Source organism: Acinetobacter sp. GD03645 (genome assembly GCF_029845285.1).
GTDB classification, from domain to species: Bacteria; Pseudomonadota; Gammaproteobacteria; order Pseudomonadales; family Moraxellaceae; genus Acinetobacter; species Acinetobacter corruptisaponis.
On record NZ_JAOCLL010000004.1, the window covers coordinates 54,062 to 79,264 of the forward strand.

Genomic DNA, 25,203 nt, shown 5'->3' on the forward strand with positions numbered 1-25,203 from the left:
TTAGGGAAATAAGTGAACTCATGTCCAAATTTTAAAGGATGAAGTTATGATTAATAAGACTTATAAACTCATTTCAAAGTTGAACGGTAAAGAAACCACCTATGGTCAGTATATTGAAAAAGAGAAAATTGATATTGACCGATTAAAAGCAATGTATTCGATTTATGAACAGTATTATGAAAATACCAAGTTCTCAATTTTCGTTGAGGATTTTAAAAAGAAAAGTGGCGCCATATTAATTTTTCATTCAGAAACCCATGAGGTTGTTGGATTCTCCACCGTTGCGGTTCAGCATTTTTACTTAAATGGTAAAGATTATACGGTGCTGTTTAGTGGAGATACTGTGATTTTGAAAGCATTTTGGGGAACACGAACACTGCAAAGCACCATGTTTAAGTTAATGGTCAAGCTAAGGATCAGATATCCTTTTAATGAGTTGTATTGGTTACTGATCTCAAAAGGTTATAAAACCTATTTATTGCTTGCGAATAATTACTATGTGTACTACCCAAATATACAAGATGAAAACCAGCATTTAGCGACTGTAGTCGAACATTATTGCGAAAACTTTTTTAGCGAGTATTACGACAGGGAAGTTGGTTTGTTAAATTTTGGTGATGACTATCAACCATTAAAAGGTGAGGTGGCACCCATCACCGAGGAAATGAGGGAAAAGAATCCTAAAATCCATTTCTTTGAGCAGAAAAATCCTACCTGGACAACAGGGACAGAACTGCCATGTCTTGGACGTTTGGGATGGAAAGATCTTGCACGTTTTCCTGTAAAGTTAATGACCAAACCTGTGAGTAAGGGAAAATACGAAGCACTTGTGGTTAAGCAGGAAAATCGCCACGGGGTAATGCAATGAAATATAAATCATGGCTGACTTCAGGTTCGCATCTCATCTTAAAGCATTGGTGTGAAAATGCTGACCAAAAATTTAGAAATGGTTTCAACCACCAGTTGGAACAGGTTCAGCGTCAAGTACTGGATTCAATTTTACAGTCATCGACCTTAGCCAATGACAAAAAGGTGAAGAACTATGAGCAGTTTATCACAGCTTTTTCACCATCCCGTTATGGCACATGGCGAGAGCAGATACAGCAATATCGGCAACAAAAGCTTGCTCTTTCAAGCAGCAGGCTGGTCCGTTTTCAGCCAACCAGTGGTTCCAGTGAACAAATTAAATTTATTCCTTATACCCAACTGTTTCTGGATGAGTTGGATCATGCCATTGCACCGTGGTTGGCAAGCCTGTATCGAAAATGCCCTCAATTGCAGCAGGGCACACATTACTGGTCGGTATCATGGTTGCCTGAAAGCCAGCGTGAGGTGCTGAAAGATAAAAACCTGAATGATGACAGTGCTTTATTGGGGATTGGTAAACGTATTCTATCCAAGTTTACCCAGGCGGTGCCAAGCAATGTGGCGTTTGCCGCCAATGCCGATGATGCCTTGTTTGCCACCATTTGTTATTTGGTTGAAAACCATAATTTAGCCATGATTTCTGTGTGGAGCCCGACCTTTGCATTGCAATTGCTGGAACGACTGGAATCTATGCGTGATGAAGTGGTTGAGGTGCTGGCAAGTGGTTCGTGGGGAAATCGTCAAACCTCGCTAAAAGAGGTCAAAACACCTTATAGCCCACAAAGTGCTGAGCGTTTGACTGCAAGTTATGCGGGTAATAGTATTGATTTTAAAATCTTATGGCCAAAGCTGAGTTTGGTCTCCAGTTGGGATACCGCGGGTTCAAAAGACTGGGCTAGAAAATTAAAAGAAAGACTTCCTTGGGTGCAGTTTGAGGGTAAGGGGCTATGGGCAACAGAGGGAGTGGTCACTATTCCTTATGATGATCATTATCCTCTAGCCTATCAAAGCCATTTTTATGAGTTTGAATATTTACAGGGAGATCAGCAGGGACAAATCATTCCATCATGGCAACTCAAGCAGGGCGATGTGGTCAGTCCGATCATCAGTTCTGGTAATGGTTTACTGCGTTATTGTCTGGATGATTGTCTACGGGTAACAGGCTTTATGGGACAAATCCCGTGTTTTGAGTTTCAGGGACGGCGTTTTGGGGTTGATCTGGTGGGAGAAAAGCTGGCACCTGAAACAGCGCAGCAGTTGCTTTCACATTTAAATCAGGCAGATAGCAAGGCAGTTTCCTTGTTGGCAGTGGATACACAGCAACAGGCCAAGCCTTTTTATTGTGTGCTGTTTGAGGGCGAGATTCACCATGGCGTTGACCATACCTATATCGACAACTTATTGCGTGAAAATTTCCACTATGAATTGGCACGTAATCTGGGGCAGCTTGACCAACCGCAGATTCGACAGGCAGATAATGGCTGGGATGCCTATAAAAAACTGGTGATGTTTGATGGCATTATTGAGGGGAATATCAAACCTGAACCCTTAAAGAAAATTACCCTGAATAGTCTGGAACAGCTATGAAAATCAGGGATAACTATTTCCGAAAACAGGTTTCAAAATACCAATTCGCCATCTGCTTCGGTATTTTGCTGCTTTCAAGTTCAGTCAATGCCATGACTCTGGATGAGGCATTATCCGCAAGTTTAAAACATGAAAGTCAGTTGGAAATGAGCCGTTTAAGTGTAAATCAGTCAACCGCCATGCTTGAGCAGGCGCGACAGAGAGATGGGCTTAAGCTGAATCTGGTTGGGCAACTGGATTATGAACGGGTTGAAACACCCACAGGCGTGATGTTCCCGACTGAGGGCAACCGAAAAGGTCGAAGCCTGCAATTACAACTGGATTATCCTGTGTATACCTCGGGTCGGCATCGATTAGGGATTGAGGTTGCCAAGAATCAGCTTTCTGCACAGTCTCAGGGTCTTTCAGACCGAAGATCAGAAACCATTTTAAACACGGTGATGGTGTATACGGATGTACTGAAAAAACAGGCGATTCTGGAACTGAGAAAGAAAACACTGGCGAATTTACAACGTTCTTTATATGAATCACAACGGCGTTTTGATGTGGGCATGATTACCCGTGCAGATTTGGCGCAGGTTTTGGCTCAGGTGGCTCAGGGGCAGGCAGATGTGACACAGGCACAATCGAATCTTAGTGTGAGTGAGGCGCAGTTTTATCAAATTACAGGTGAACAGCCAGACCGTCTTGTGGCAATTACCAACTTACCTAAGATTTCCAGTCATTTAGATGACATTTTGACAAAAACTAAAAATCATCCTGCCTTGATACAGGCCAAATATGAAAAACAGGCTGTCGAAAAGCAATATGCCTTGGTAAAACGGGAACTGTGGCCAACAGTGATGTTGACCAGTCGTGCAGGCTCGCAGCATGAAGCGAGCTATATTGGTTCTGAAAGCAATAACTATATGGTCGGCGTGCAGTTGAATGTGCCACTGTATGACGATGGGCTGAACCGTGCCAACATTAAAAAAGCCCAGGCCGATGTAGAGTTGGCGAAGCAGAAAATTAAAAGCCTGGAACTGGATTTAAATCAGCGTGCCCAAACCACTTACGCACAACTTCGCACCATTCAACAAAACAAGGATGCGCTGAAAAATGCAATTGATGCGGCATCAATTGCACTGGTTTATACCCGTAAAGAATTTGAGCTGGGCACCAAAACCACTTTTGACTTACTCAATACTGAACAAAAATTATTGGATGTACAGACACAGCAAACGGTAAATGAACAGGATGAAGTGGTGTTTATTTATCAGCTATTAGACCAGATGGGTGATTTGAATGATCTGGTGTCGACTCAACATCAACAACAGGGAATTTTCAATGACAACTAATCCAGCATTACCACAAATAGAAAACCCTCTAATCACCCGTGAAGCAACCTTGCAGGATGATCAGGCATTACGAGAGTTAATCGCTGTGCCAATGACAACCAAGGGTGTAAAAATCAGTTTTCAGCGTGAACCGAGTTACTTTAAAGCCTCGGATATTCTGTATCGACATAAATTGCATGTACTGATAGAGGATCAGGAAAAGCAGAAAAAAGTGGCATGTTATAGCAACGGGTATCGACCATGTTATGTCAATCAGAAAATCCAAAATTTTAGATATGCCAGTGATTTACGTGTTGATCACACCTATCGTGGCAAATCGCTGGTTAAAGCTTTGGGTGCTCATGTCAAACAGACCATGTCTGTACCGAATTTTAGCCAAATCATTATCTTTAATGATAATTATGCTGCCCGCGCTGCAATGCAGACAGGCAAGACAGGTATGCCTAATTATTATGATGAGGGGCTGATTGAAACCTTAACTCTGACTGATCTAGGCTCAAAAAGAAAGGTCGTTAATTTTTTGAATCGAACGGTTCAGAATAACAGTATCAAGGATATTCAGCCTTGTATTGCACAACCAGAACACATTCCAGCAATGAACAATTTTATTGCAGAAATGGCGCAGCATTATAATTTTATTCCCGCTTATCAATTTGAAGAGCTATTGCAGGAGCATCATTATTTTTCAGGCTTAAAGTTATCGGATTTTATGCTGTATTTTCAAAATCAGAAGTTGGTGGGAATGTTTGGTTTATGGGATCAGCATCAAATTAAACAGACCAAGATTTTACATTACAGCCCTGTGATAGGTGTATTAAGACCATTTTATAATCTCTCTACCTTGATCACGAAAAGTATGCCATTGCCCAAACTTGGGGATTCAATGAAATATCATGTGCTGCATAGCTTATTGTGTCATCCAGAGTCATTGGCTTTACACCATCTTATGCTTGAGGATGCCTATACGATTTCCAAAAAACGTGACATTGGTGTGGTGAGTTTCACCCTTTCCCATAAAGATCCGCGTTATCAATTGAATCAGTTTTACAAAGGGGAACGCTTGACGGGTATGCACGGATTTATCAGTTTTGAGGCTGATCCTCGTCCAAATTTTGACAAGAATTTAATTCCTTATTTTGAAGTAGGGCGGATTTGATTGATATATAAACCAATAAGCCGAATGAAAAAAACTTATTCTACATTCCATTCGGTATTGGCTATGAATTGTTTATAACAGTTTAATCAAGATGATGATTACGAAAATGATAAAGGCACTGAGTGCAGGTCTTTCAAAGATAAAAGAAGATGCCTGTACTTGAGTTTCTGGTTGTGGAGCACTTTGTTCTTGCTGATCCTGAGCGATGTGGTATTCCAGCCATGTGATGACATTTTGGTAGCGAGGCGTGGCATACGGTGGCAATTTACCTTGTGCAATTAAAGTGGTCAGACGTTGTTGAGCCAAAGGATGACCTTTTTCTTTGGCGGTTTGTAGCAATGAACGGACATATTCTTTTTTAACCATGGCATGATCTAAAAAATCATCAATCAGTTTGTGTAAATAGGCATGGTGCTCAATATTGGATAACACCACTTGAGCTGTCTGTGATGTCACTTCCTGATACATGCGAGACCTGACTAGATCAGGGGCCACCAAGCCAATCTCCGCCTGAAGATATATTGCTCGCCAATCATTTATTGCAGCCAGGCTAATAAAGCGTTGGGCTATTTTGAGATCCTGAGCTAAATACTGACCTTGTAAATAAAGATAAGCAAGGTATAACAGGGCAGTGGTTTCATGTTGGGGTTGGGAAACAGACTGATGCAGAAACGCGATTAAATAATTCAACTCAACCTGACTGAGTTTATGTTTTTTCAGCATTTCTGCGGCTTTAGGTAGTCCTTTTTGTTTTAATTGATCATTAAAATCCTGATTCTCAAGCTCAGCCAGTAAATAACTAAAATCATGTTGGTGGATCAGTTGTGCCTGCATTTGCTCTTTGACACGTTTGGCTTGTCCATCAGGTCGTTCTTTTGCCACTTTTTCATATACTTCTGGTTCATAACGTTGATAGTCGCTACAAATTTTTGCCTGACACATATGAACAAAATTCAGGCTCTTTTCATTTGCCTCACTGTAATGATTTGATGTAGAGGGCTTGGTTTGCATCAGTGCAGGTATATCGTGCTTTTGTGGATAGCACATTTCTGAAAATAATTGCCATAAATGTTGCTGTTGGCCTTGCTCGAATGCAGGCAATATTTCAACAGAATTTTCTGAATCTTGTCCTTCTGTTGAACTTTCTTCTGCCAACCATGATTGATACAAAGCTGTATCTTGCCAAAAATAAGCAGGTAGAACAGTGATAAATGGTGTTTTGTCGCTGATTAGAATAGGGAAAAATGGATAGGTTAGTTTGCCATTCGGTAAGTGTAAACGCCAAATAAAGCTGGTGGCTGATTTGAGTGGAATGGTGGTTATTGATTGTGGGGCATCACCAATAAAGCGGGTATGTTCGGCTTTTAAATGTCTGGCATACTGGGCAATATCCTGGTCATCACCATCATCAAATTCTTGTTGTTTTAATTCATAAAGTCGATGGGCAATGTTGCGTAAAGATAAATGGTCAGTTTTTCCTGTTGGGTCATAGACAATTTCAGCAGGACAAGAGGCATATTCTTCATCTTTAAACAATAGGTTGTTGGCCTGTACAATCACGCCCCAAACGACGTGCCCCTCATTATAAAGGGTTTTTAATGCATCCATTTGCCCGATTAATTCATCACCCAGCATCCAAAAAGGGGGAATCATCTGTAAATAACTAGTCAGGTCAAATGGGGCCTTGGCAATAATTTCAGGTAAATGATCCAGTAAATATGGGTTTGGTGTTTCTGCTAAAGGCGCATGTGGGTCTAAACCCGCAGGCAAAAAGCCTGTTACACTAAAATGAACACTTTTTTCAGGGAGTTGATTAAATAAACGTTCACAAATTGCCACCAAAGGAAAATAAACATTTTTTTGTTGGTTGCTTTCATATTCTAAAACTAGAAAATTCTCAAAACAGGGTCCAATAATATTGCCCAAACCCCCAAATTCACTATTTTCTGCATTGAAATATTGTTCATATTCAGACCATGATGGACATATTTGCCATGCCCGCGCAATGATTTCTCCACAATAAAAACCAAGAAGTAATAACAGTGACTGTTTTGCGGTATCATCAATAAATTCAGATTGGCTTAAATAATCGTCTTGGCGGAGCTGGTCTAAAAATGTATCTATTCGACGTAAGCTTTCAATACTAAAATCAAGATGAATTTGGCGTAATTTATCTTCATAAGCCAGACCATTTTCCCATGATTGTTGTTGGAAAAATCGGTATAAATATATTCGTGATAATGTTGCCAGTGTACTCAGTTTATTTGTAGCAATAAAATCTGTTTTTTTCATGACAAGCCCCAAAAAATTGTGTTTATAAGTATGTTTGGCAATTTTATTAATCGCCGTAAGAATAGTGAGAATCTTTTTTAAAAACAAGTGCTTTCTATTTTTCGGATAATGATAAATTTCTTGTGTTTTTAGGTTTTATTTGTTCATATGCTTGATCGTAAGCGTATAATTTGCTCAATTAATTTTTTTGTTTTCCCCCTAAAGTCGTTTAATAAATTTAATCTATGTGCGAATCCCTAACAATTCCAAATCATTTATGTATGCAGTTATTGAAAGCTGCCCAAACTATTGTTCTTGCAGAGCAAGTTGTAAGCTATACATTGAAGTTGGTGGATATCCCCCAGATTTGGCAACAGAATGATTTGGCTCATCCTGACTATCTGCTTAATGCTGTTCCAAAACGTTTAAACGAGTTTTATGTAGGACGTATTCTTGCACAGGCCATATTACAACAGCATTTTAGTTGTCTGGATTCAATCACGTCTATGTCAGAAAGACTCCCGATATGGCCAAAAGGGTTTAAGGGGAGTATTAGTCATTGCAAGAATAAAGTAGTGGTTGCTGTTTCAGTGCAGGCAGATTATCTGGGTATTGATATTGAACATATTGTCGATGAAAGTTTTGCCAAAGACAGTGCTGCTTTGATTCTCACACAATCTGAACAAGCATTATGGCAAACAGGACAGATTCAGGGTTTAAATTTTCGTGAATATTTGACGTTGATTTTTTCGCTAAAAGAAAGTTTATATAAGGCGGTGTATCCAGTTGCCCAAAGTTATATTGATTTTCTGGAAGCGTTTGTAGAACAAATAGATATGGAAAATCAGTCTGTGCAGCTTTCATTTTGCCTGAAAGTCAGAGAAAAATATGGTTTGTTGGAGAGTTATCAGGGCTATTGGAAAATTGAGGATGGGGTGGTCTTAAGTTGGGTGTTTCAATCAAGCGAGCCACCATTATAGCTATAGTATATGGGTAAATGCTAAGCTTATTGAATAATGTCTTTAGCTACTGATCATCTCATTAAAAAGATGCAAATATAAAATGAAAAATCTAACCTCTGTAAATAATCATGGTTTTACCCATGAGGTCATGCAACTGATTCATGCTGCAAAACAACGTGCAGCGATTGCAGTCAATGCTGAACTGACTTTGTTGTATTGGCAGGTTGGGCAGCGTATTCGGCAGGAAGTCTTAAATGGTGAGCGAGCCGATTATGGAAAACAGGTGATTGCAAATTTATCCAAAGCTTTAACTGAACAATTCGGGAAAGGTTGGGGGAAAACACAACTGAATTATTGTGCTAAATTCGCAGAGGTCTTTCCGAATTTAGAGATTCTCCACGCACTGCGTGGACAATTGATCGCCCTGAAATTAAATTAAAGCTCGCTTATGCGGGCTTTTTTGTTGCCAATACTATTGGAGATACTCATGGGTAATCGTTGGCATGCTGATCAAGAAAATAATATGAGACCTGATGTTGTCCCGCTGCCTTGTCCGTGGTGTGGCCTTAGTTCAGTTGTAACTGACACTGAATTATTTAAGCATGAGTATATGTCTGCATGGGAGGCACAATCATCATGCCATGAATGCGGGGCGAAAGGACCAGATACAGGTATTGCTAGATTTCCAGATCACCCTTTATTAAATGAGTATAAAAATGTTGACTGGGAAGATGAGCGCGAAGTGGTCAATTTTGCTGTGCAGATTTGGAATATACGAAAATAAGTTTTAAACCCCGCTCGCTTAGGACGCTTTGCGAGTCAACTTGCCGAACGGATTACGGCACATAAAGCCCTGCCAGCACACTAGTTATTGGTAGGGCTTTTTATTTTCTTGTTTGGAGATCCTATGCTTCACAATATTGATAATGAAATACGGCAAACTGAACAGGAAATAAAGCATTTGGGTAGTTGCACAACAAAAGGCCTTACAGATGAAGAGATCGCTCAACAAGATGAGCGATTTTTTTTGGCCATTGAAAAGTTGAAGTGGCTGAAAGATTGCCGTGACAATTATCCAGAAGTTTTTTTAAAGTAAGATATTAATTATATTACGAATAACCACTTTAATTTGGGGGAATTAGGCATATTTAAACCTCGCAATTTCTGGGGTATTGATGCTTGTAACAAATGGTTTGTATTTTTGTTAGTAGTTGTATACATTTATAGAGAAATACTAAACTTTTTAATCAGCAAAATTGGTTTTAATTCATGAATAGGTATGATTCTTTTTTTAGGCCATTAACACCTGAGCAATGGGAGTTTTTTGCTCAAGACTTCTTTAGTTGGCTCGGATATAGGCTTGTTAGCGGAGTATCAAGAGGGCCTGATGGTGGAAAAGATTTAATAGTTGTTGATCAAAATAATAAAAGGTGTTTAGTTAGTTGCAAACACTATTTAAATTCTGGTCAAGCAATAGGTCTGAGTCATGAAGACCAGTTTGTAGAGCGATTAGTTCAGCATGATTGTCAGGTCTTCATAGGATTTTATTCAACCAGTATTTCTACAAGCCTTCAGACTAGGTTTGAGCAAATAGAAAGTAATCCAAGTTTCTCATACAAATTTATTGTTTATGACTATTCAGCAGTTTGTTCTTGTGTTGGGCAGATGCCGCTGTTTATTTTACAAAAGTATGGACCGCCAAACTTGGTTGGTTTTGTTCAACATGTATCAGCCGAAGCGTATCAACCTTTGCACTGCATGGCATGTGGGGTGGATATTCTTACAGATAAAATGATCCCATTTTCATTAGTGACAATGGTTTTAGATACTGATGATCAACTTTCATTTGTTTATGGGTGCAAACGTTGTTTTGGGCAGGTCAATATAGGTGTTGAGCCGTATGGTTGGGGGGATATGAGTCAGGTTTTGCATCATGATCAAATGATTGTTTGGAATAGTATTGTTCAACAAGCAATATTGGGAAGTAAGCTTCATCCTAGTTTTTGGGAGTGTTACACTAAGTTTTCACTTTGTACACAACAAAGATTGTCTCCTGCAGGATTTGGAACATGGCTAGGTGGACAAATAGTTTGGTGATTTAAAATTCCTGTATTTAATTGAAAAATATTAATTTATAAGTATATAAGTCAATTGTTTTTCTAATTTAAACCTTCATTAGGAGGTTTTTTTATGGGTGAAATTTATGAACGAAGTAGGTTTTGTAATTCAGCAACGCCCATATCCGCCAGACTGGATTTTTGCACTCGACACGCCAAACTTTGCACCAGCACCTGAATTATGGCGATGGATAAAGTCAATTTTTCTCAATCCTGAACATAAGCTATTTAATCCTGATCATGCCCATTTAGGTGCATATCACTATCCGCAAATCGCTGTGATGTGGGCGAAAGGTGGATTTAAGAAACAAGGTCGCTTTGTCGTTGGCCAAGCCGAAAAGATCATGATCAATGCTGGTGGCTGGAAGAAAGAACGTCAGGAAGAACAGTTTTATCAATGGTTCAATGATCTGCCAGATTACCTAATCACAATTGATGCGACATACGCACAGCAAGCCAATGATATTGATTTCTGTGCCTTGATCGAACATGAGCTTTACCACATTGCACATAAGAAAGATAAATATGGGGTTCCATCCTATAACCGTGAGACTGGTAAACCTAATTTAGAAATAAAAGGCCACGATGTTGAAGAATTCACAGGTGTGGTTCGCCGTTATGGTGCAAGTAAGGAAGTGCAGGAAATGGTGAATGCTGCAAATCAACGTCCAACAGTGGCTAAGGCCGATGTTTATCATGCCTGCGGAACTTGTTATTTAAGAGTGGTTTAGAAATTTTTTTACCATTCTTCCTTGTTGTACCTTGTGGGAATGGTGGAAATGGCACGTATTAATAAAAAGGTGAAACTGTTCATCGTCAAAATGCTTGCTGAATTCGAGACCACAACCGAAACAGCTAAGGCAGTAAAAAAAATATTTAATGTGGATGTAAGTCAGCAACAGTGTGAGTGTTATGACCCAACTAAAAAAATGGGGCATGACTTGAGTGAAGAATTGCGTAGACTTTTTTTTGAATATCGCCGTATGGCCAATGATAAGCTTGAGGCAATTCCCATCGCCAATAAAAGGTATCGATTGCAATTGTTGCAGGGCTTGGTTGATAAATATCCAGATAATCCAGTTTTGATTCCTAAATGGGCTGAGCAGGCCGCAAAGGAAATGGGTGGACTCTATACCAATAGACAGGAAATTACAGGCGCAAACGGCGGAGCAATCCAGACTGAAAACAGCCTTAAAGGGCAGCAGCCGACACTTACTCCTGATGAACTGGCAAACCTTACGCCACAGGAATTATCAAGACTGGCTATCAACGGTAAGTTATGAACTATGCACTGGATGAAATTACACCCCTCATAAAAGAGTGGACGATCAAGACACGGCTTCCTGAAATCATTGCGGAGATGACACGGCGCTACTACTACAAGGCGGTGACAGAGCAATCAGAACAGTCACAGCAGGCCGAGTATGAGAAATGCCGCCGTGACCCTATACATTGGTTTAACCACTGGGTATGGACCTATGACCCGCGTGGTATGGCCTTTGGGTTGCCTGCCAACCTGCCTTTTGTATTACGCCCCAAGCAGGTTGATCTAGTTGATTGGCTTGAGGAACGGGAGGACACACAAACTGGCGGAGTGATCGAAAAGTCACGTGATGAGGGAATGTCCTATGTAGTACTTGGATTTTTTCTCCATCGATGGCTTTTTGTTGATGGTTTTGCCGCAGGTGTGGGTAGCCGTAAAGAGGACCTGGTTGACAAGAAAGGCGACCCCAAGACCCTGTTTTATAAATTCAGGGACATGCTGGACAAGTTGCCTGCATGGATGAAGCCAAAGGGCTTTAACCGCCGTGAGCATGACAACTATCTGCGAATAGTCAATCCAGTCAATGGTGCAACCCTCACAGGTGAGGCGGGTGACAACATTGGTCGTGGTGGACGTACTTCAATGTACCTGCTTGATGAATGGGGCTTTGTTGCGAATCCAGAGGCGGCGGATGCGGCGATTTCACAAAACACCAATGTGATTATCAAGGGTTCCACACCCAATGGTATTGGCAACCGCTTTCACCAGGATCGGTTTAGCGGCCGTTATTCTGTATTTACTATGCCGTGGCGTTTGAATCCTGATAAAAACTGGACGGCGCAGTGCCGTGGGCAGGTTATTTACCCTTGGTATGAGAAACAGGTTATCACGCTTGATCCAGTGATTCTGGCGCAAGAGGTGGACATTAACTACGCCGCATCGGTTGAGGGTGTGTTGATTCCCAATGTGTGGGTTCAGGCTGCTATTGATGCACACATTAAACTCCGTATTGAACCTACTGGGGACCGTATCGCTGGGCTTGATGTTGCTGACGAGGGCAAGGATAAAAACTCTCTGGCTGGTCGTCATGGCATCCTGCTAAATTCATTAAGTACATGGTCTGGACGTGGGGATGATATTTTCTACACCACACAAAAGGCGATGGACCACTGCATAGAGGGCAAGTACCTGACGCTCTACTATGATGCGGATGGTCTGGGCGCTGGTGTTCGCGGTGATGCCCGTGTCATTAATGAACAGCAAAGGTCCAAAGGTTGGGATGAGGTCAATGTGGAGCCATTCAGGGGTTCTGGTGCAGTTAATGATCCAGACGGCGAGATTGTGGAAAAACGTACCAATAAGGACTTTTTTGCCAATCTGAAAGCCCAGTCCTGGTGGTATCTGCGCCTACGCTTCCAGAACACATATCGAGCCTTAAATGGGCAGGAATATGATCCTGACATGCTTATTTCCCTATCCAGCAGGGATATAGACCAAAACGAGATGACACAGCTTGTCATGGAGTTGTCACAGCCAACATACACAAAAAACGGCGTTGGAAAAATCTTAGTCAACAAGCAACCAGACGGCGCAATTTCACCCAACAGGGCGGACGCCGTGATGATCTGCTATTGCCCACTTGTATCTGCTCTCGATGTATGGAGCAAGCTTTAAGTCGAGAATGCAATGAGTCTTTTAAAATTTACAGTCGATAGTTTTCAAAACTTTGCCGCGCGTGTCGGTCTTGGTTCTGGCAATCAGCACGACAATTCCCAGTACGGTTTTGACTTTGTTAGTCGTGACCGCCTACAGCTTGAAGCCATGTATCGCTCAAGCTGGGTGGTAGGTCAGGTCGTTGATGTTGTGGCAGAGGACATGACGCGCGAGGGGTTGTTAATCCGTGGCTTTGATGATCCAAGGCATGTTGAGGCAATCAACCAGACTTTGGACCGCCTAGAGATTTGGGACAAGTTGTGTAGCACAATAAAATGGGGGCGTTTGTACGGTGGCTGTCTTGCTGTGATGCTGATTGATGGGCAGCGACCAGAAACGCCGTTGAACATCAATACCATTGGTAAAGGTTCATTTAAAGGCCTCATGGTTTTAGACCGTTGGATGGTTCAGCCAACGCTACAGGATTTGGTCACAGAGTATGGTCCACACTACGGCAAGCCCAAGTATTACGATGTGATCACTGATGCGGTGGGGTTGTGCAACCAGCGTATTCACCACAGCCGTATCATCCGCATTGACGGCGTGGACTTACCTCACTGGCAATCGGTTGCTGAAAATCTCTGGGGGCAGTCAGTCATTGAGCGCCTTATAGATCGCCTGACCATTTTTGACAGTGCGACCATTGGTGCAGGTCAGTTGGTTTATAAGGCGCACCTACGGACCTACAAAGTTGACAAGTTGCGTGAAGTTATTGCCAAAGGCGGGCAGGTATATGAAGCGTTATTGAAGCAGATCAACCAGATTCGCCAATTCCAGTCCAACGAGGGTATAACCCTGATGGACGCCAGCGATTCATTTGAGACACATCAATATAGTTTTACTGGACTGGACAATATCCTGTTGCAGTTTGGGCAGCAGATTTCTGGTGCCGTTCAGATTCCATTGGTACGCCTGTTTGGTCAGTCACCTGCGGGGCTTAACTCCACGGGCGAGAGTGACCTAAGCAACTACTATGACAACATCAACCAACAGCAGGAACGCCGTTTAAGAACACCGTTGCAGACACTTTTGCGGATTATCTGTTTATCTGAGATTGGTCAGGACATACCCACATCATTTAGGTTTGATTTTGCGTCATTATGGCAGCTTGATGATGAGAAAAAGGCAACTATCGCAAACACCATCACCACGGCAGTCTTGAGTGCGGTTGAGCAGGGTATTGTCACTGAGCAGACCGCGCTAAAAGAGTTGCGCCAGTCAAGCGAAATCACAGGGGTTTGGTCAAACATATCAGATGATGACATTGAGCAGGCCAACGATGAGCCACCTGCCCCGAATAATGAGCATACACATGATGCTGACTGGAATGAGGAGGATCATCCGCGTGCTGATAACGGACAGTTTGGTAATGGTGGGGCGAGTGGTTTAAGGGCAGCCAGTCTAACGGATGAAAACGCCGTAACGATTACCAGCAGCCATGCAGAGCGGATGCCCGCGAATAGTTTGCACACGCCTACTGTTCGGGAGGCATTAAAACAGTTGTTGGTTGAAAAACACGGAGAGTCTAACCCTGTAGTCAATAAGGCAACAGGACATAAGATGATCTTTACAACCACCAATCTAAAAGCATCGTTAGCCAAAAACGGCAAGGATAATGAAAAGGAGCGCTTGTTGCGTAGCCTGTATCCTGCCTTGCCTGAGCTTTATCAGAAGTCCATACCTGATGATCCACATTTTGAGCCAAACACTAAACCTGAGCAAAAACCTGGTATCGCTGGGTATAGAAACTATCTGGTTCATGCCGATGTAAATGGTAAAAAACATTTGGTGCGGATCGGTGTTGATGTGCCTCATCCTGATAAGGAGGGCAATGCGCCTAGAAGTGGGGCTTATTATTTCCATAAACTGGAAATTGAGTAATAAAAAAGGAGATTTAGTTCCACAGGTTCATCTACTAATGTAGGACTTCTGTCTAAATCTCCGAGACCCCTATTATAGCTTAATTTTTAAACGGTGGCTAGCATGCAGTCGAATCGTCATACCCCTATGCGTGCAAGAAAGGTTGAGATTAAGTATGGGCGCCAGCTAAGACAGATCGCAAGCTACATTGACTCAATTGTTAAAGGCTTTGATGTAAATGACGAAACAGTCTATCCAGCGATTGCCACGGCGCTGCGCCGTTATGCCGCATCGTTGGATGTCTGGGCGCATAGTGCTGCGGGTCGTGTACTGACTGATATAGCCTTGCGTGACGAAAAGACATGGATGATATACGCGAAAGATATGTCGAAAGGCATGCGGGACCAGATCAGGAACTCAGACATTGGCGCCGTATATCAGCAGCTTTTGGCGGAACAGGTGGCTTTGATTAAGTCCTTGCCACTTGATGCCGCCAACCGTGTCCATGATCTTGCCACCCGTGCCCTGATTGAGGGAAACCGATCCTCTGAAATCGCAGGGCTGATCATGGCAACGGGCCGTGTCACCAGGTCAAGGGCCAATACCATTGCCAGAACAGAGGTGTCACGCGCAAGCACATTGTTTACCGAGGTTCGGGCCAAGTCCATTGGTAGTAAGGGTTATATCTGGCGGGACTCAGAGGATGGCGATGTGCGTCATGATCATCATTTGTTAAATGGTGAGTTCATCCCGTGGGATTCTCCACCGATTGTGGATAGAAAGCGCGGAATCCGTGCCCATGCTGGCTGTATCTATAACTGTCGGTGTTACCCCGAACCCGTGATTCCAGAGTAATGACATGAAAGACTTATTTTTCAAAGACAATATTCAGTTTGGTATTTGGAAATTTCTTGATGATGTGGATGGTGACATTTTGCCGCAGTTCGCATGTGCCCAGCCCATTTTTGATGGGGTAAGGGTTTCGGATGGTTGGGATATTATTGAGGATGTTGGAGTTTGTGAAATCAATATCGCACCCATTGGATGTGCAGGAGCGCTGTCATATTTGCCGATCTCAGGGCAGGACACTGAATTATCTATACTGGTTCTGGTGGATGACAATGTGGTTGGGCGTGTGGACGGCGGATTGTTGATTGAGGAAATCAACACGATTCTAGCGCCGTTTGGGCTGGTTTGGGATGATCAGGGTATTGTTAGTAATGCCAGTCAGTATGTAAGGCTTGGGTTGGTTGCGGGTATTTTTGATGATGCGGATGAGGCGCTGGAATATATCAATTTCTGGACACTTCCATCCTTGGATAACCCAACCATAGGCGTAAAGCAGTTGCTACCTCCTAATTTTGATACCCCTGTGCTTGTTGAACCTCAGATTTATAATGAGGACACCAATACACCAGCGTATGTGGAGGTGTTTGCATGTTTTGCGCCTAATGGTGGGGGTGTAATCAGTTGTGAGGGCGCGACTAATACTATCCATTTCCCATCTATTGCAGGTCTATGGGATTTTTACCTGGATGATTTTAATGAGGTTCTGCTAACAGGTGGAGCATGGGATTTAATATCTTATTTCAATAATGAAATGGCGGATAAATTAACGGGAGATTTTGATGGTTTTCTTTGGATTGAGAATATAGATAATCAACCACATAGATTTAAATTTGTACCTTTAAATAATCCAGAACATCCAAACTCCTATGCTCCCCCAGATGACAACCCAACATTTATGGAACATGAAAACGGGGATTTAACCTTTTGTTTGGAGCGCTTGGAAACTTATGGTGACTTGTGGTTTTATGAGTTCCCTTACAGCTATCCTCTTGATTTTGGCTATGGTGCAAACTGGTCACAACCAACAAGGCTGAATTACCTGAATGCAAGGGAACTTGTGGTGGAAACTGTAAGTGAAAATCTTGTAAATGTTAATGCAACATATATAGGGCGGATGCCATTTTTGGCTTATACAGGTGATCTGCATGCGCCTGATGCACAAGTAGGAACTGATGTTATTCAGCTTGTAAAACCGCAGTTTGGTGGAATTGTACTAAATGGGGAGCTATACCAGAGGCTTAAGACAGGTTCACATACACCAGTAATGAGGATTACCAATCATTATGGTGAAACTTTTGTCTTGGATGGAACCTCTTATGTAGGTATTAATCTGCCTCAGGCAAATGGTGGATGGGTCCTTGATTTGCAACTAATGGACCAAGAGACGGCGGAGTATCTTTTAGAGCCTCTTGTCAGTGCAACACTGGTTGAAGTCTTTGACAACGCTGGTGTTACTGTTAAGAAAACATTCACTGTAAACATCACCGAAACTTTTGATTTCAATATCTTTGAGCATGAGATTCCTTTGGATACTGGTGTGGATTTCACCCTGACTAATATTGTTGGGGATTTACCAGAGGTTATTCCTGCCTACTGCCTGATTAATCCCGTAGACCACGAAAAGGCTTTAAATGGCTTTTGGACGGCTGTGTCCGCATTTGATTCAATTCATGCACCAGGTCAGAACCACATGACCTTTCCGCTACTTTATAACGAGGGGACGGCAACTCATGTTTCTCCTGTAACACTAACCAGGATTAGCCAGACTCAATTTAGGGTTGCGTGGACTGATTCTTATTCACCAGAAAATGCCGCTTTTGGGCAATCAAGTGCCTATCAGCTTCAAGTTGTATTCCCTGGTATACAGTGCCAGTTTATGTGTACTTATCCTCATGGGATTGGGGTGGCTGGAAATTGTCAGCAATTTATCCTTTATATCCCTGAAAAAGTTTAAGGGTTTTAGTTTGTAGAGGCCACCTTTCGAGGTGGTTTTTTATTGATCATTTAAAGGTGGCTTATGTTCAAGAAGAAACATAAAAAACACACCCAGAGCAAAACGGTTGATCGGTCCAACATCTATACAACAGGGCAGATCGGACGAACGCGCGAAGTCACACCAGAGGGATATTTACTTTGCCGTGACGTGCCCATCGCCAGAACTGGCACCCTGATGTATATGGCTGGTGAGGTGCCTGTAACGGCGGATGATACTGGGCTGATCATTGTACATCGTGGTGATGATGACTTGTTTAGACCAGAAACCATTGCGAGTTTTGAGGGTAAGGCAATCACTGACGATCATCCTGATGATTGGGTGAATCCTGAAAACTGGAAGCAGTTGGCGGTTGGTACGGCGCAGAACGTTCGCCGTGGCGCGGGTGTTGATAGTGAATACCTAATGGCGGACCTCCTGGTTACTGACAAGGATGCAATTGAGTCAGTAACGGGAGGAAAAGTGGAAATTTCCCTTGGCTATGATGCTGAATACACTGAAATCAGCAAGGGCAAAGGGGTACAGAGCAACATTGTGGGCAATCACGTTGCATTGGTTGACAAAGGGCGATGCGGGTCGCGTTGCTCAATTGGAGATAGTTTTATGTCTGATAAGACGAAAAAGAAAAAGGTCAGCTTTGCTGATCGTATCCGCAATCTTGTTAAAACCAAGGATGCTGATGAGGCGGAAAAGTTGGCAAAGGCGGTTGAGGATGAGGATATTGATCTTCCAACCGAAGATGATGACGAGCCTGACGAGGGAAAAACCAAAACGGGTGATGCGGCTTTTCAGGCTGAGATGCGTCAATTCATGAAAACCATGGATAAGCGTATGTCTGCCATTGAAAAGAAAAAAACCAAAGACAGTGATGATCCAGACAAAAAGGACGATGAGGACAATCCTGAAAAAACCGAAGATGACATTTTAAAGGCTGAGGAAGCTAAAAAACTGTCACAGGAGGGAGTGCAGAACCATACGGGTGATTCGTTGGCTGATGTGCGCGCACGGGCTGAAATTCTTTCACCTGGTATTCACCTGCCAACACTGGACGCCGCCGCCAAGGATATTGGCAAGACTGTTACAGGCTTTAAGCGTCAGGCACTGAAACAGGCATACTTAACAGCCGATGGTCAGGCCGCGATTGCGCCGTTTATTGGTGGAAATACCAATTTTGACACCATGCCACAGATGACAGTGGACACGGCGTTTACTGGTGCCTCTGAGCTTATCAAGCAAAAGAACAACGCCTCTGGTGTGCGCTCTGGTATCTCAACAAAGGATTTTGGACGCGCTCCAACTTCTGTGTCAGACATTAATGCACGTAACCGTGAGTTTTGGGCTAACCGTGGAAAATAAGGAAGAATGAAACATGAGTAACGCATTTTTATACCGCATGCCAAGTGGCATCCCTGGCGATGTGACACGCAAGAGCCAGTCAACCATTGAGGCGCATCCCATCACTGGTGGTTTTGCGGCATATGGCTTATTTGGGAAGCTGGATGCCAATGGTAATTTTGCCCCGTTGGGTGCCGCCGATACCGCAGTTTTTGGTCTGTTGGTTCGTTCATATCCAGTGCAAAGCGCGACCAATACACAGGGGGCGGCAACTCCGCTAACATCAGGTATTCAGGACGTGTTGCGCCGTGGCTACATGACGGTTTCCTGTAATGCTGGCACCGCCAAGAAAGGTGGCGCCGTGTTTGTCCGAGTGGCGACACCAGCCGCAGGCAAACCAATCGGGGGCATTGAGGCTGTGGATGACACGGCAAATACAATTGAGTTGTCCAATGCCATTTTTATGCACGATGCTGATGCGGCTGGCAATGTTGAAATTGCCTATAACATCTAAGTTTTAATTGCTCGCACAGCCGCCAGTTAGGCGGTTTTTTTGTGCATGGAGAAAATAAGATATGAGTAAGCTTTTAATCGCAACTACTCTTGCTCAGGCTGTGGCAATGGGAACTTGCAAACCAGTACGCGCCCAAACCCGCGACCACATGCTCACCTTTGATGCCCGCACCATTGACAGTGCTGGCGCATTTTTGGTGGGTGAGCTTGAGCGCCTAGATCAGCGCATCCATGAACCGCTTGCCAGTGTCACATGGACCCGTGACATTGACCTGCGTTCTGACGTTTCAATTGCTGACGAAACATCATCCTTTACCAACTCCACATTTGCTGCGGCTGGTGGTGCATCACCAAACGGCAAGTCATGGATTGGCAAGAATACCGATGCCATTGCGGGCATTGCCCTTGATATTGGCAAAACGGCGAACCCGTTAAGCCTGTGGGGTATGCAGATCGGTTTCACAATTCCTGAACTTGAGTCTGCCAAGGCGGTTGGCCGTCCTGTTGATGTCCAAAAACACAGTGGCATGATGCTCAAGTACAACATGGATGTCGATGAGCAGGTCTATATCGGTGATGGAATCCTGGGTGTTAAGGGTCTTGTCAACTCTACTCAAGTGGGTTCGACCAACGTGCCTAATGGTGCAGGCGGTTCCGCACTCTGGAAGAACAAGACGGCGCAGGAGATTCTGGATGACGTGAACCTGATTCTCAATCAGGCTTGGGTTGCATCGGGTTTCGCTGTATGTCCTGACAAGCTTTTGCTTCCACCAATCCAGTTTAGTTTGCTGACCAGTCGTATTGTTTCCGATGCGGGTAACATCTCTATTCTTGAGTTCCTTAAAAAGAATAGCCTGTCCAACTCAGTAAATGGTCGCGAACTGGATATTCAGCCACTTAAATGGCTGACTGGCCGTGGTGCCGCAAATACGGACCGTATTGTTGCCTACACACAGGATGAGAACCGTGTGCGCTTCCCGCTTGTGCCGTTGCAGCGTACACCAATCGAGTACCGCGATTTACGCCAGTTGACCACCTATTTTGGTCGCTTGGGTGTAGTCGAGTGGGTATATCCTGAAACCGCCTACTATGCTGATGGGGTGTAATCATGGCTAAGGTAAAAATTCTGCTGGAACGTCCATTGGTGGTGCATATCAACAAAGAAGAGTCAGTGTCTCTGGACGCTGGCTTGCAGGAAGTGGATAAGGAGATTGCCGAGCATTGGTATGTGAAAGCACACTCACAACCCATTACCGATGATGTATTGCAGGTTGATGAAAGTAAAAAGGCATTAAAAGCAGTACAGGGTGAGTTGAAAACAGCCAAGTCACAGCTTGCGGATGCAGACAAGAAGATTGCCGAGCAGGCGCAGTTGATTGCTGAATTGCAGGCAAAGCTGAATGAGTTGCAGTCCCCTGATGATCAACCAAAAGGGGGTGAAGAGCCCAAAGAGTCAACAAAGGAAAAATAACCCATGATCAGCGAATCAGATTTTAGGCAGGCTTTTCCCGTATTTGCGGACAAGGATGTTTACCCAACGGCACAGTTTAATTTTTGGCTGAACTTTTCAAAAAAAATGTTGAATGAGTGTCGCTGGGCTGATTTGTACGATGAGGGCCAGATGCTCTTTGTTGCCCATTACCTTGTCCTGTATGCGCGTGAGGCCGATGCCACAAGCAATGGGGATTCTGCAAATGCGGGACAGGTGCAGGGTGTGGAAACATCTAAATCAGTGGACAATGTTTCTGTGTCGCTCGATGTGTCAAAAATTACGCTGGACGATGCAGGACACTGGAATATGACCACATACGGGATTCAGTTTTATCAATTGATGCGTATGGTGGGCATGGGAGGCGTTCAGTTATGAGTGTCACGATGACGGGTGAGGGTTTGGCTGGCATCTTTGACGCCATAGAGACCCTGATGGAAAAAGAGGTTTTGGTGGGGATTCCACACGGCGAAAGCCGTACCGATGCAGACGGCATGACCAATGCCCAGCTTTACTATCTGCATGAACATGGTTCACCTGCCAAAAACATCCCAGCACGGCCAACATTGGTTCCAGGTGTTGCCTCTGTGCAGGAAAAAATTGCGGATCGGCTTTGCAAGGCGGTGGATGCTGCGCTTGATAGCAATCCTGATGGCGTAATGAAGCACTATAACGCAGCAGGGATGATCGCCCAAAATGCAGTTAGGCTTTATTTCGTTGAGGGCAGTCTTGCGCCATTGTCTCTGGTAACCATCCAGAACCGTGCCCGCCGTGGTCGCAAGGGTGCTAAGGAATACCTGAAACAGCTTGATTCAGGCACACCAGAAGCTGGCTTGGTCAGACCATTGATAGACACGGGCGAAATGCGAAAAAGCGTAACCTATGTTATTCGCAAGCGGGGTGATGATGGCTAGGTTGGATGTTACCAGTGTCCTGCGTGACCCACGGTTTATGGACAGGAACATTGTGTGTATTCGCAATGTTCAGGAAGTAAATGACAAGGGACGGGCAGAGAACAAGCAGTGTCCCACCCGTTTCTCTGGTGTCGTGACCTCAAATGATGGGGTCAACCTTGACCGCCGTCCTGACGGTTCCATTGTGTCAGGCGCAATCAACATTGTGACCCGATTCGGACTTGTGGCTGGCCTTGACCATCGGGATTCTGACGAGGTTTGCTGGCGAGGCAAGCACTATATTGTCAACAGTGTTGAGGACTACTCGCACTTTGGTCGTGGCTTTATTCAGGCGGTCTGTATCCTGAAACCGTTAGCAGGTTCTTAAATGTCAAATACAAGTGCAACAGGTGGTTATTTGTCACCTGATGGTGGAGCTTTGCCAAGTGATGAGCAGCTAGAGGACATTCTTCAGGTTCATGTTGTGAACCTGACAGGTCTTGAACCAAGTCTGGTACGTCCACGCTGGCAACCCACCTCACCCAAACTGCCAGAACCAAACATCACATGGGCCGCAATTGGTGTGACTGAAAGCAATGATCCAGATTCGCCGTATATAGATGATGGCGGGAATGTCTCAAACCATGAAACCTTTGAGGTGCTGGCCTCCTTTTATGGCCCACAGGCGGAAGCAAAGGCAAAGCTGTTCAAGACAGGTTTGGCGATTCCACAAAACAACAGGCAGCTAAAACAGCATGGAATGACATTTGTACGAACGCAGCCTTTACGCACCGTACCAGAGTTGCTGAATCAGCAATGGCTACGGCGTTATGACCTGTCGTTCACCATGCGCCGTGAAAAGGCAAGCCATTATCCAATATTACCCTTTGAAACACCGCCCAGTATTGATATGGGCTAGGAGTAACTATGACCGCAGCATTACCTGTGGATTTGGTTGTTAATGTACAGATTTCATTGACCCCACAAGCCGCACAGACCCGCAGCTTTGGTTCCTTACTGATCTTGGGTTCCACTCCTGTGATCACTGAAAGTGAGCGCATCCGCCCATACTCATCAATTGCCGAGGTTGGTGAGGATTTCGGATTGACTGATCCAGAATACAGTGCGGCAATCAAGTTTTTTGCCCAAAACCCGCGACCAACAACTGTTTATATCGGGCGATGGGTGCAGGCGGGTGATGAGGAAAATCCACCAGAGACACTGTTGGAGGCTGTACAGGCCTGTGCCGATGCCTCAAATGCCTGGTACGCCTTGGCGGTTGCGGCACCAATCGCAACGGATAACGACATTATTGCGGTATCGGAATTTATTGAGGCGTCAGTACCGTCACGTATCGTGGGATTTGCCACACAGGTAGATGCGGTGAAAACCCCCGCCACAGATAATGCGGAACCTACCGATATTGCCTACAAGCTCAAGAAAAAGAATTTTGAACGCACCCTGATTCAATATTCCAGCGATTCGCCGTATGCGGTTGTTTCACTTCTGGCGCGGGCATTGTCGGTGAATTTTCTGGGCAACAATACCGCAATCACACTCAAGTTTAAGCAGCAGCCAACAATTGCGGCTGAGTACCTGCGAACAAGTGAGGCCATGACCCTTAAGGGTAAAAACTGCAATGTCTTTGCTGAGTACAACAATGACACGGCAATCATTCAGGAGGGTGTCATGTGTAGTGGCACGTTCATTGATGAGCGTCATGGCCTTGATTGGCTGCAAAACTATCTGCAAACCGCTATCTGGAACCTGCAATATACCAGTCCAACCAAGATTCCTCAGACTGAGGGTGGTATGAACCGCTACTGTGCGGTCCTTGAGGATGGGCTTGAGCAGTCAGTTACCAATGGTCTTGTTGCTCCTGGTGTATGGAATGGCGATTCATTCGGCATCCTGAAAACGGGTGATTACCTGTCCAAGGGGTATTACGTGTACTCAAACCCGATTGATGACCAGAATCAGGTAGACCGCGAGGGGCGTATTGCGCCACCTATCCAGATTGCGATTAAGTTGGCAGGTGCGATTCACTTTGCTGACGTTCTGGTTAATGTGAACCGCTAACAGGGAGAATTATAAATGTCTACTTATAGCTTTTTGGATGTTCAGGCGACCTTAAAAAGCCCTGACGCCACAATTGACCTAGGGTACGGTGCGGCCATTGCTGAGGAGGGTATCAGCTTTGCAATGGCGAGTGATAAAAACACCATGACCATCGGCGTAGATGGTGAGGGTATGCACTCTCTACACTGCGACAACTCTGGTCAGGTGACAATCCGCCTGTTAAAGACCTCACCAGCAAATGCCAAGCTTTCAGATTTATATGATCTGCAAAAAAGCAATACCAAGAAATGGGGTAAAAACACCATTACCTTTAACCATACAGGCAGCGGTGACAACGGCACGGCGTCAAAATGCGCGTTCAAGAAACGCCCCGATCTTAAATACGCCAAAGACGGCGATGTTGTTGAGTGGGTTTTTGATGCAATCAAACTAGAAATTAAACAGGGTGATTATAGTGAATGATTTAATTGAAATCGGCGATTATAAATACCAGATTGGCAAGCTTAGTGCGCTGGACCAGTTGCACGTATCCCGCCGTATTGCACCAGTCATCCCGACCATTGCACCCTTATTGGTGAGCATTGTTGATGCTGGGCTGACTGATCTTGATGAAATGGAAGCCATTGATATTGATGTGCTTAAGACACTGGCACCCTCATTCCAGCCATTTGCGGAAGCATTGGCAGAAATGACGGACGAACATACGGAATATGTGCTAAGCAAGTGTATGTCTGTTGTTCGCCGTAAAACCGACAATGGTTTCGCCGCAGTCTGGCGCGGTAAATCCCCTGCCTTTGATGATATGGAAATGTCGGAGATTATCCCTCTGGTTATTGCTGTGTTGCGGTCTAGTCTGGGAAATTTTATGGCAGGTCTGGCTACGAGCCAGACCAAGGCAACGGAACCTCAATAAACTGG

27 protein-coding genes and 1 pseudogene are annotated in these 25,203 nt (G+C 44.1%); 27 read left to right on the forward strand and 1 reads right to left on the reverse strand.

The window, feature by feature from the left end:
* Positions 1-79: 79 nt before the first annotated feature.
* The 4 genes from N5J47_RS04105 to N5J47_RS04120 are packed head-to-tail and all read left to right on the forward strand — an operon-like array spanning position 80 to position 4,947.
* Positions 80-868 (forward strand): hypothetical protein, encoded by a 789-nt coding sequence (locus tag N5J47_RS04105; RefSeq protein WP_279959173.1) that lies wholly within the window; start codon positions 80-82, stop codon positions 866-868.
* A complete protein-coding gene (locus N5J47_RS04110; RefSeq protein ID WP_279959114.1) occupies positions 865-2,454 on the forward strand; it encodes a GH3 auxin-responsive promoter family protein in 1,590 nt (529 codons plus the stop codon). Before N5J47_RS04105 ends, N5J47_RS04110 begins: the two co-directional genes overlap by 4 nt.
* Positions 2,451-3,791: a TolC family protein gene (locus N5J47_RS04115; RefSeq protein ID WP_279959113.1), complete on the forward strand. Its 1,341-nt coding sequence runs from the start codon at positions 2,451-2,453 to the stop codon at positions 3,789-3,791. The genes N5J47_RS04110 and N5J47_RS04115 overlap by 4 nt, the downstream gene beginning before the upstream one ends.
* Positions 3,781-4,947: a hypothetical protein gene (locus N5J47_RS04120; protein WP_279959112.1), complete on the forward strand. Its 1,167-nt coding sequence runs from the start codon at positions 3,781-3,783 to the stop codon at positions 4,945-4,947. The genes N5J47_RS04115 and N5J47_RS04120 overlap by 11 nt, the downstream gene beginning before the upstream one ends.
* A 72-nt stretch (positions 4,948-5,019) precedes the next feature.
* On the opposite strand, the gene N5J47_RS04125 is transcribed toward N5J47_RS04120, so the two are convergent.
* Entirely contained in the window at positions 5,020-7,239 is a 2,220-nt protein-coding gene (locus tag N5J47_RS04125; RefSeq protein WP_279959111.1) for a hypothetical protein, read from the reverse strand.
* A 260-nt stretch (positions 7,240-7,499) separates the two neighbouring features.
* Here N5J47_RS04125 and N5J47_RS04130 point away from each other — a divergent pair, with 260 nt between their 5' ends.
* From N5J47_RS04130 to N5J47_RS04240, 23 genes and pseudogenes are all read left to right on the forward strand, one after another.
* The gene (locus tag N5J47_RS04130; RefSeq protein WP_279959110.1) at positions 7,500-8,198 is read left to right on the forward strand and encodes a 4'-phosphopantetheinyl transferase superfamily protein; all 699 of its coding nucleotides are present in this window, start codon (positions 7,500-7,502) and stop codon (positions 8,196-8,198) included.
* Between the two features lie 82 nt (positions 8,199-8,280).
* On the forward strand, positions 8,281-8,619 hold the full coding sequence (locus N5J47_RS04135; protein WP_279959109.1) for a DUF1016 N-terminal domain-containing protein: 339 nt from the start codon (positions 8,281-8,283) through the stop codon (positions 8,617-8,619).
* 48 nt (positions 8,620-8,667) lie between these two features.
* Entirely contained in the window at positions 8,668-8,964 is a 297-nt protein-coding gene (locus tag N5J47_RS04140; RefSeq protein ID WP_279959108.1) for a hypothetical protein, read from the forward strand.
* Positions 8,965-9,087: 123 nt separating this feature from the next.
* On the forward strand, positions 9,088-9,276 hold the full coding sequence (locus tag N5J47_RS04145) for an ABC transporter ATP-binding protein (RefSeq protein WP_279959107.1): 189 nt from the start codon (positions 9,088-9,090) through the stop codon (positions 9,274-9,276).
* Between the two features lie 173 nt (positions 9,277-9,449).
* Entirely contained in the window at positions 9,450-10,277 is an 828-nt protein-coding gene (locus tag N5J47_RS04150) for a restriction endonuclease (protein WP_279959106.1), read from the forward strand.
* Positions 10,278-10,383: 106 nt separating this feature from the next.
* The gene (locus tag N5J47_RS04155) at positions 10,384-11,028 is read left to right on the forward strand and encodes a putative metallopeptidase (protein ID WP_279959104.1); all 645 of its coding nucleotides are present in this window, start codon (positions 10,384-10,386) and stop codon (positions 11,026-11,028) included.
* Positions 11,029-11,076: 48 nt separating this feature from the next.
* Complete coding sequence (locus tag N5J47_RS04160; RefSeq protein WP_279959102.1) at positions 11,077-11,580, forward strand: DUF2280 domain-containing protein; 504 nt, start codon at positions 11,077-11,079, stop codon at positions 11,578-11,580.
* Positions 11,577-13,235 (forward strand): terminase, encoded by a 1,659-nt coding sequence (locus tag N5J47_RS04165; RefSeq protein ID WP_279959101.1) that lies wholly within the window; start codon positions 11,577-11,579, stop codon positions 13,233-13,235. Before N5J47_RS04160 ends, N5J47_RS04165 begins: the two co-directional genes overlap by 4 nt.
* Before the next feature lie 12 nt (positions 13,236-13,247).
* Positions 13,248-14,570 (forward strand): annotated as a pseudogene (locus tag N5J47_RS04170) (DUF1073 domain-containing protein); the annotation flags it as partial.
* A 153-nt stretch (positions 14,571-14,723) separates the two neighbouring features.
* Positions 14,724-15,155 carry a hypothetical protein gene (locus tag N5J47_RS04175; protein ID WP_279959172.1) on the forward strand — a complete coding sequence of 144 codons (432 nt, stop codon included), beginning with the start codon at positions 14,724-14,726 and terminating at the stop codon, positions 15,153-15,155.
* 102 nt (positions 15,156-15,257) lie between these two features.
* Positions 15,258-15,989 (forward strand): phage minor head protein, encoded by a 732-nt coding sequence (locus tag N5J47_RS04180; RefSeq protein ID WP_279959100.1) that lies wholly within the window; start codon positions 15,258-15,260, stop codon positions 15,987-15,989.
* 4 nt (positions 15,990-15,993) lie between these two features.
* Complete coding sequence (locus tag N5J47_RS04185; protein WP_279959099.1) at positions 15,994-17,937, forward strand: hypothetical protein; 1,944 nt, start codon at positions 15,994-15,996, stop codon at positions 17,935-17,937.
* A gap of 63 nt (positions 17,938-18,000) precedes the next feature.
* A complete protein-coding gene (locus tag N5J47_RS04190; RefSeq protein WP_279959098.1) occupies positions 18,001-19,332 on the forward strand; it encodes a DUF2213 domain-containing protein in 1,332 nt (443 codons plus the stop codon).
* A gap of 13 nt (positions 19,333-19,345) precedes the next feature.
* The gene (locus N5J47_RS04195; RefSeq protein ID WP_279959097.1) at positions 19,346-19,825 is read left to right on the forward strand and encodes a hypothetical protein; all 480 of its coding nucleotides are present in this window, start codon (positions 19,346-19,348) and stop codon (positions 19,823-19,825) included.
* A gap of 61 nt (positions 19,826-19,886) precedes the next feature.
* Positions 19,887-20,930 (forward strand): DUF2184 domain-containing protein, encoded by a 1,044-nt coding sequence (locus N5J47_RS04200; protein WP_279959096.1) that lies wholly within the window; start codon positions 19,887-19,889, stop codon positions 20,928-20,930.
* Positions 20,931-20,932: 2 nt separating this feature from the next.
* Positions 20,933-21,295, forward strand: a complete 363-nt coding sequence (locus N5J47_RS04205; RefSeq protein WP_279959095.1) for a hypothetical protein — start codon at positions 20,933-20,935, stop codon at positions 21,293-21,295.
* 3 nt (positions 21,296-21,298) lie between these two features.
* Positions 21,299-21,691 carry a DUF4054 domain-containing protein gene (locus N5J47_RS04210; protein WP_279959094.1) on the forward strand — a complete coding sequence of 131 codons (393 nt, stop codon included), beginning with the start codon at positions 21,299-21,301 and terminating at the stop codon, positions 21,689-21,691.
* Positions 21,688-22,227 (forward strand): hypothetical protein, encoded by a 540-nt coding sequence (locus N5J47_RS04215; protein WP_279959093.1) that lies wholly within the window; start codon positions 21,688-21,690, stop codon positions 22,225-22,227. Before N5J47_RS04210 ends, N5J47_RS04215 begins: the two co-directional genes overlap by 4 nt.
* Positions 22,220-22,594, forward strand: a complete 375-nt coding sequence (locus N5J47_RS04220) for a hypothetical protein (RefSeq protein ID WP_279959092.1) — start codon at positions 22,220-22,222, stop codon at positions 22,592-22,594. Before N5J47_RS04215 ends, N5J47_RS04220 begins: the two co-directional genes overlap by 8 nt.
* On the forward strand, positions 22,595-23,125 hold the full coding sequence (locus tag N5J47_RS04225) for a hypothetical protein (protein WP_279959091.1): 531 nt from the start codon (positions 22,595-22,597) through the stop codon (positions 23,123-23,125).
* Positions 23,126-23,133: 8 nt separating this feature from the next.
* Positions 23,134-24,285, forward strand: coding sequence for a DUF3383 family protein (locus N5J47_RS04230; RefSeq protein ID WP_279959090.1), 1,152 nt, complete (start codon positions 23,134-23,136; stop codon positions 24,283-24,285).
* 15 nt (positions 24,286-24,300) lie between these two features.
* On the forward strand, positions 24,301-24,747 hold the full coding sequence (locus N5J47_RS04235; protein WP_279959089.1) for a phage protein: 447 nt from the start codon (positions 24,301-24,303) through the stop codon (positions 24,745-24,747).
* Positions 24,740-25,198, forward strand: a complete 459-nt coding sequence (locus N5J47_RS04240; RefSeq protein ID WP_279959088.1) for a phage tail assembly chaperone — start codon at positions 24,740-24,742, stop codon at positions 25,196-25,198. Before N5J47_RS04235 ends, N5J47_RS04240 begins: the two co-directional genes overlap by 8 nt.
* The last annotated feature ends 5 nt before the right edge of the window (positions 25,199-25,203 follow it).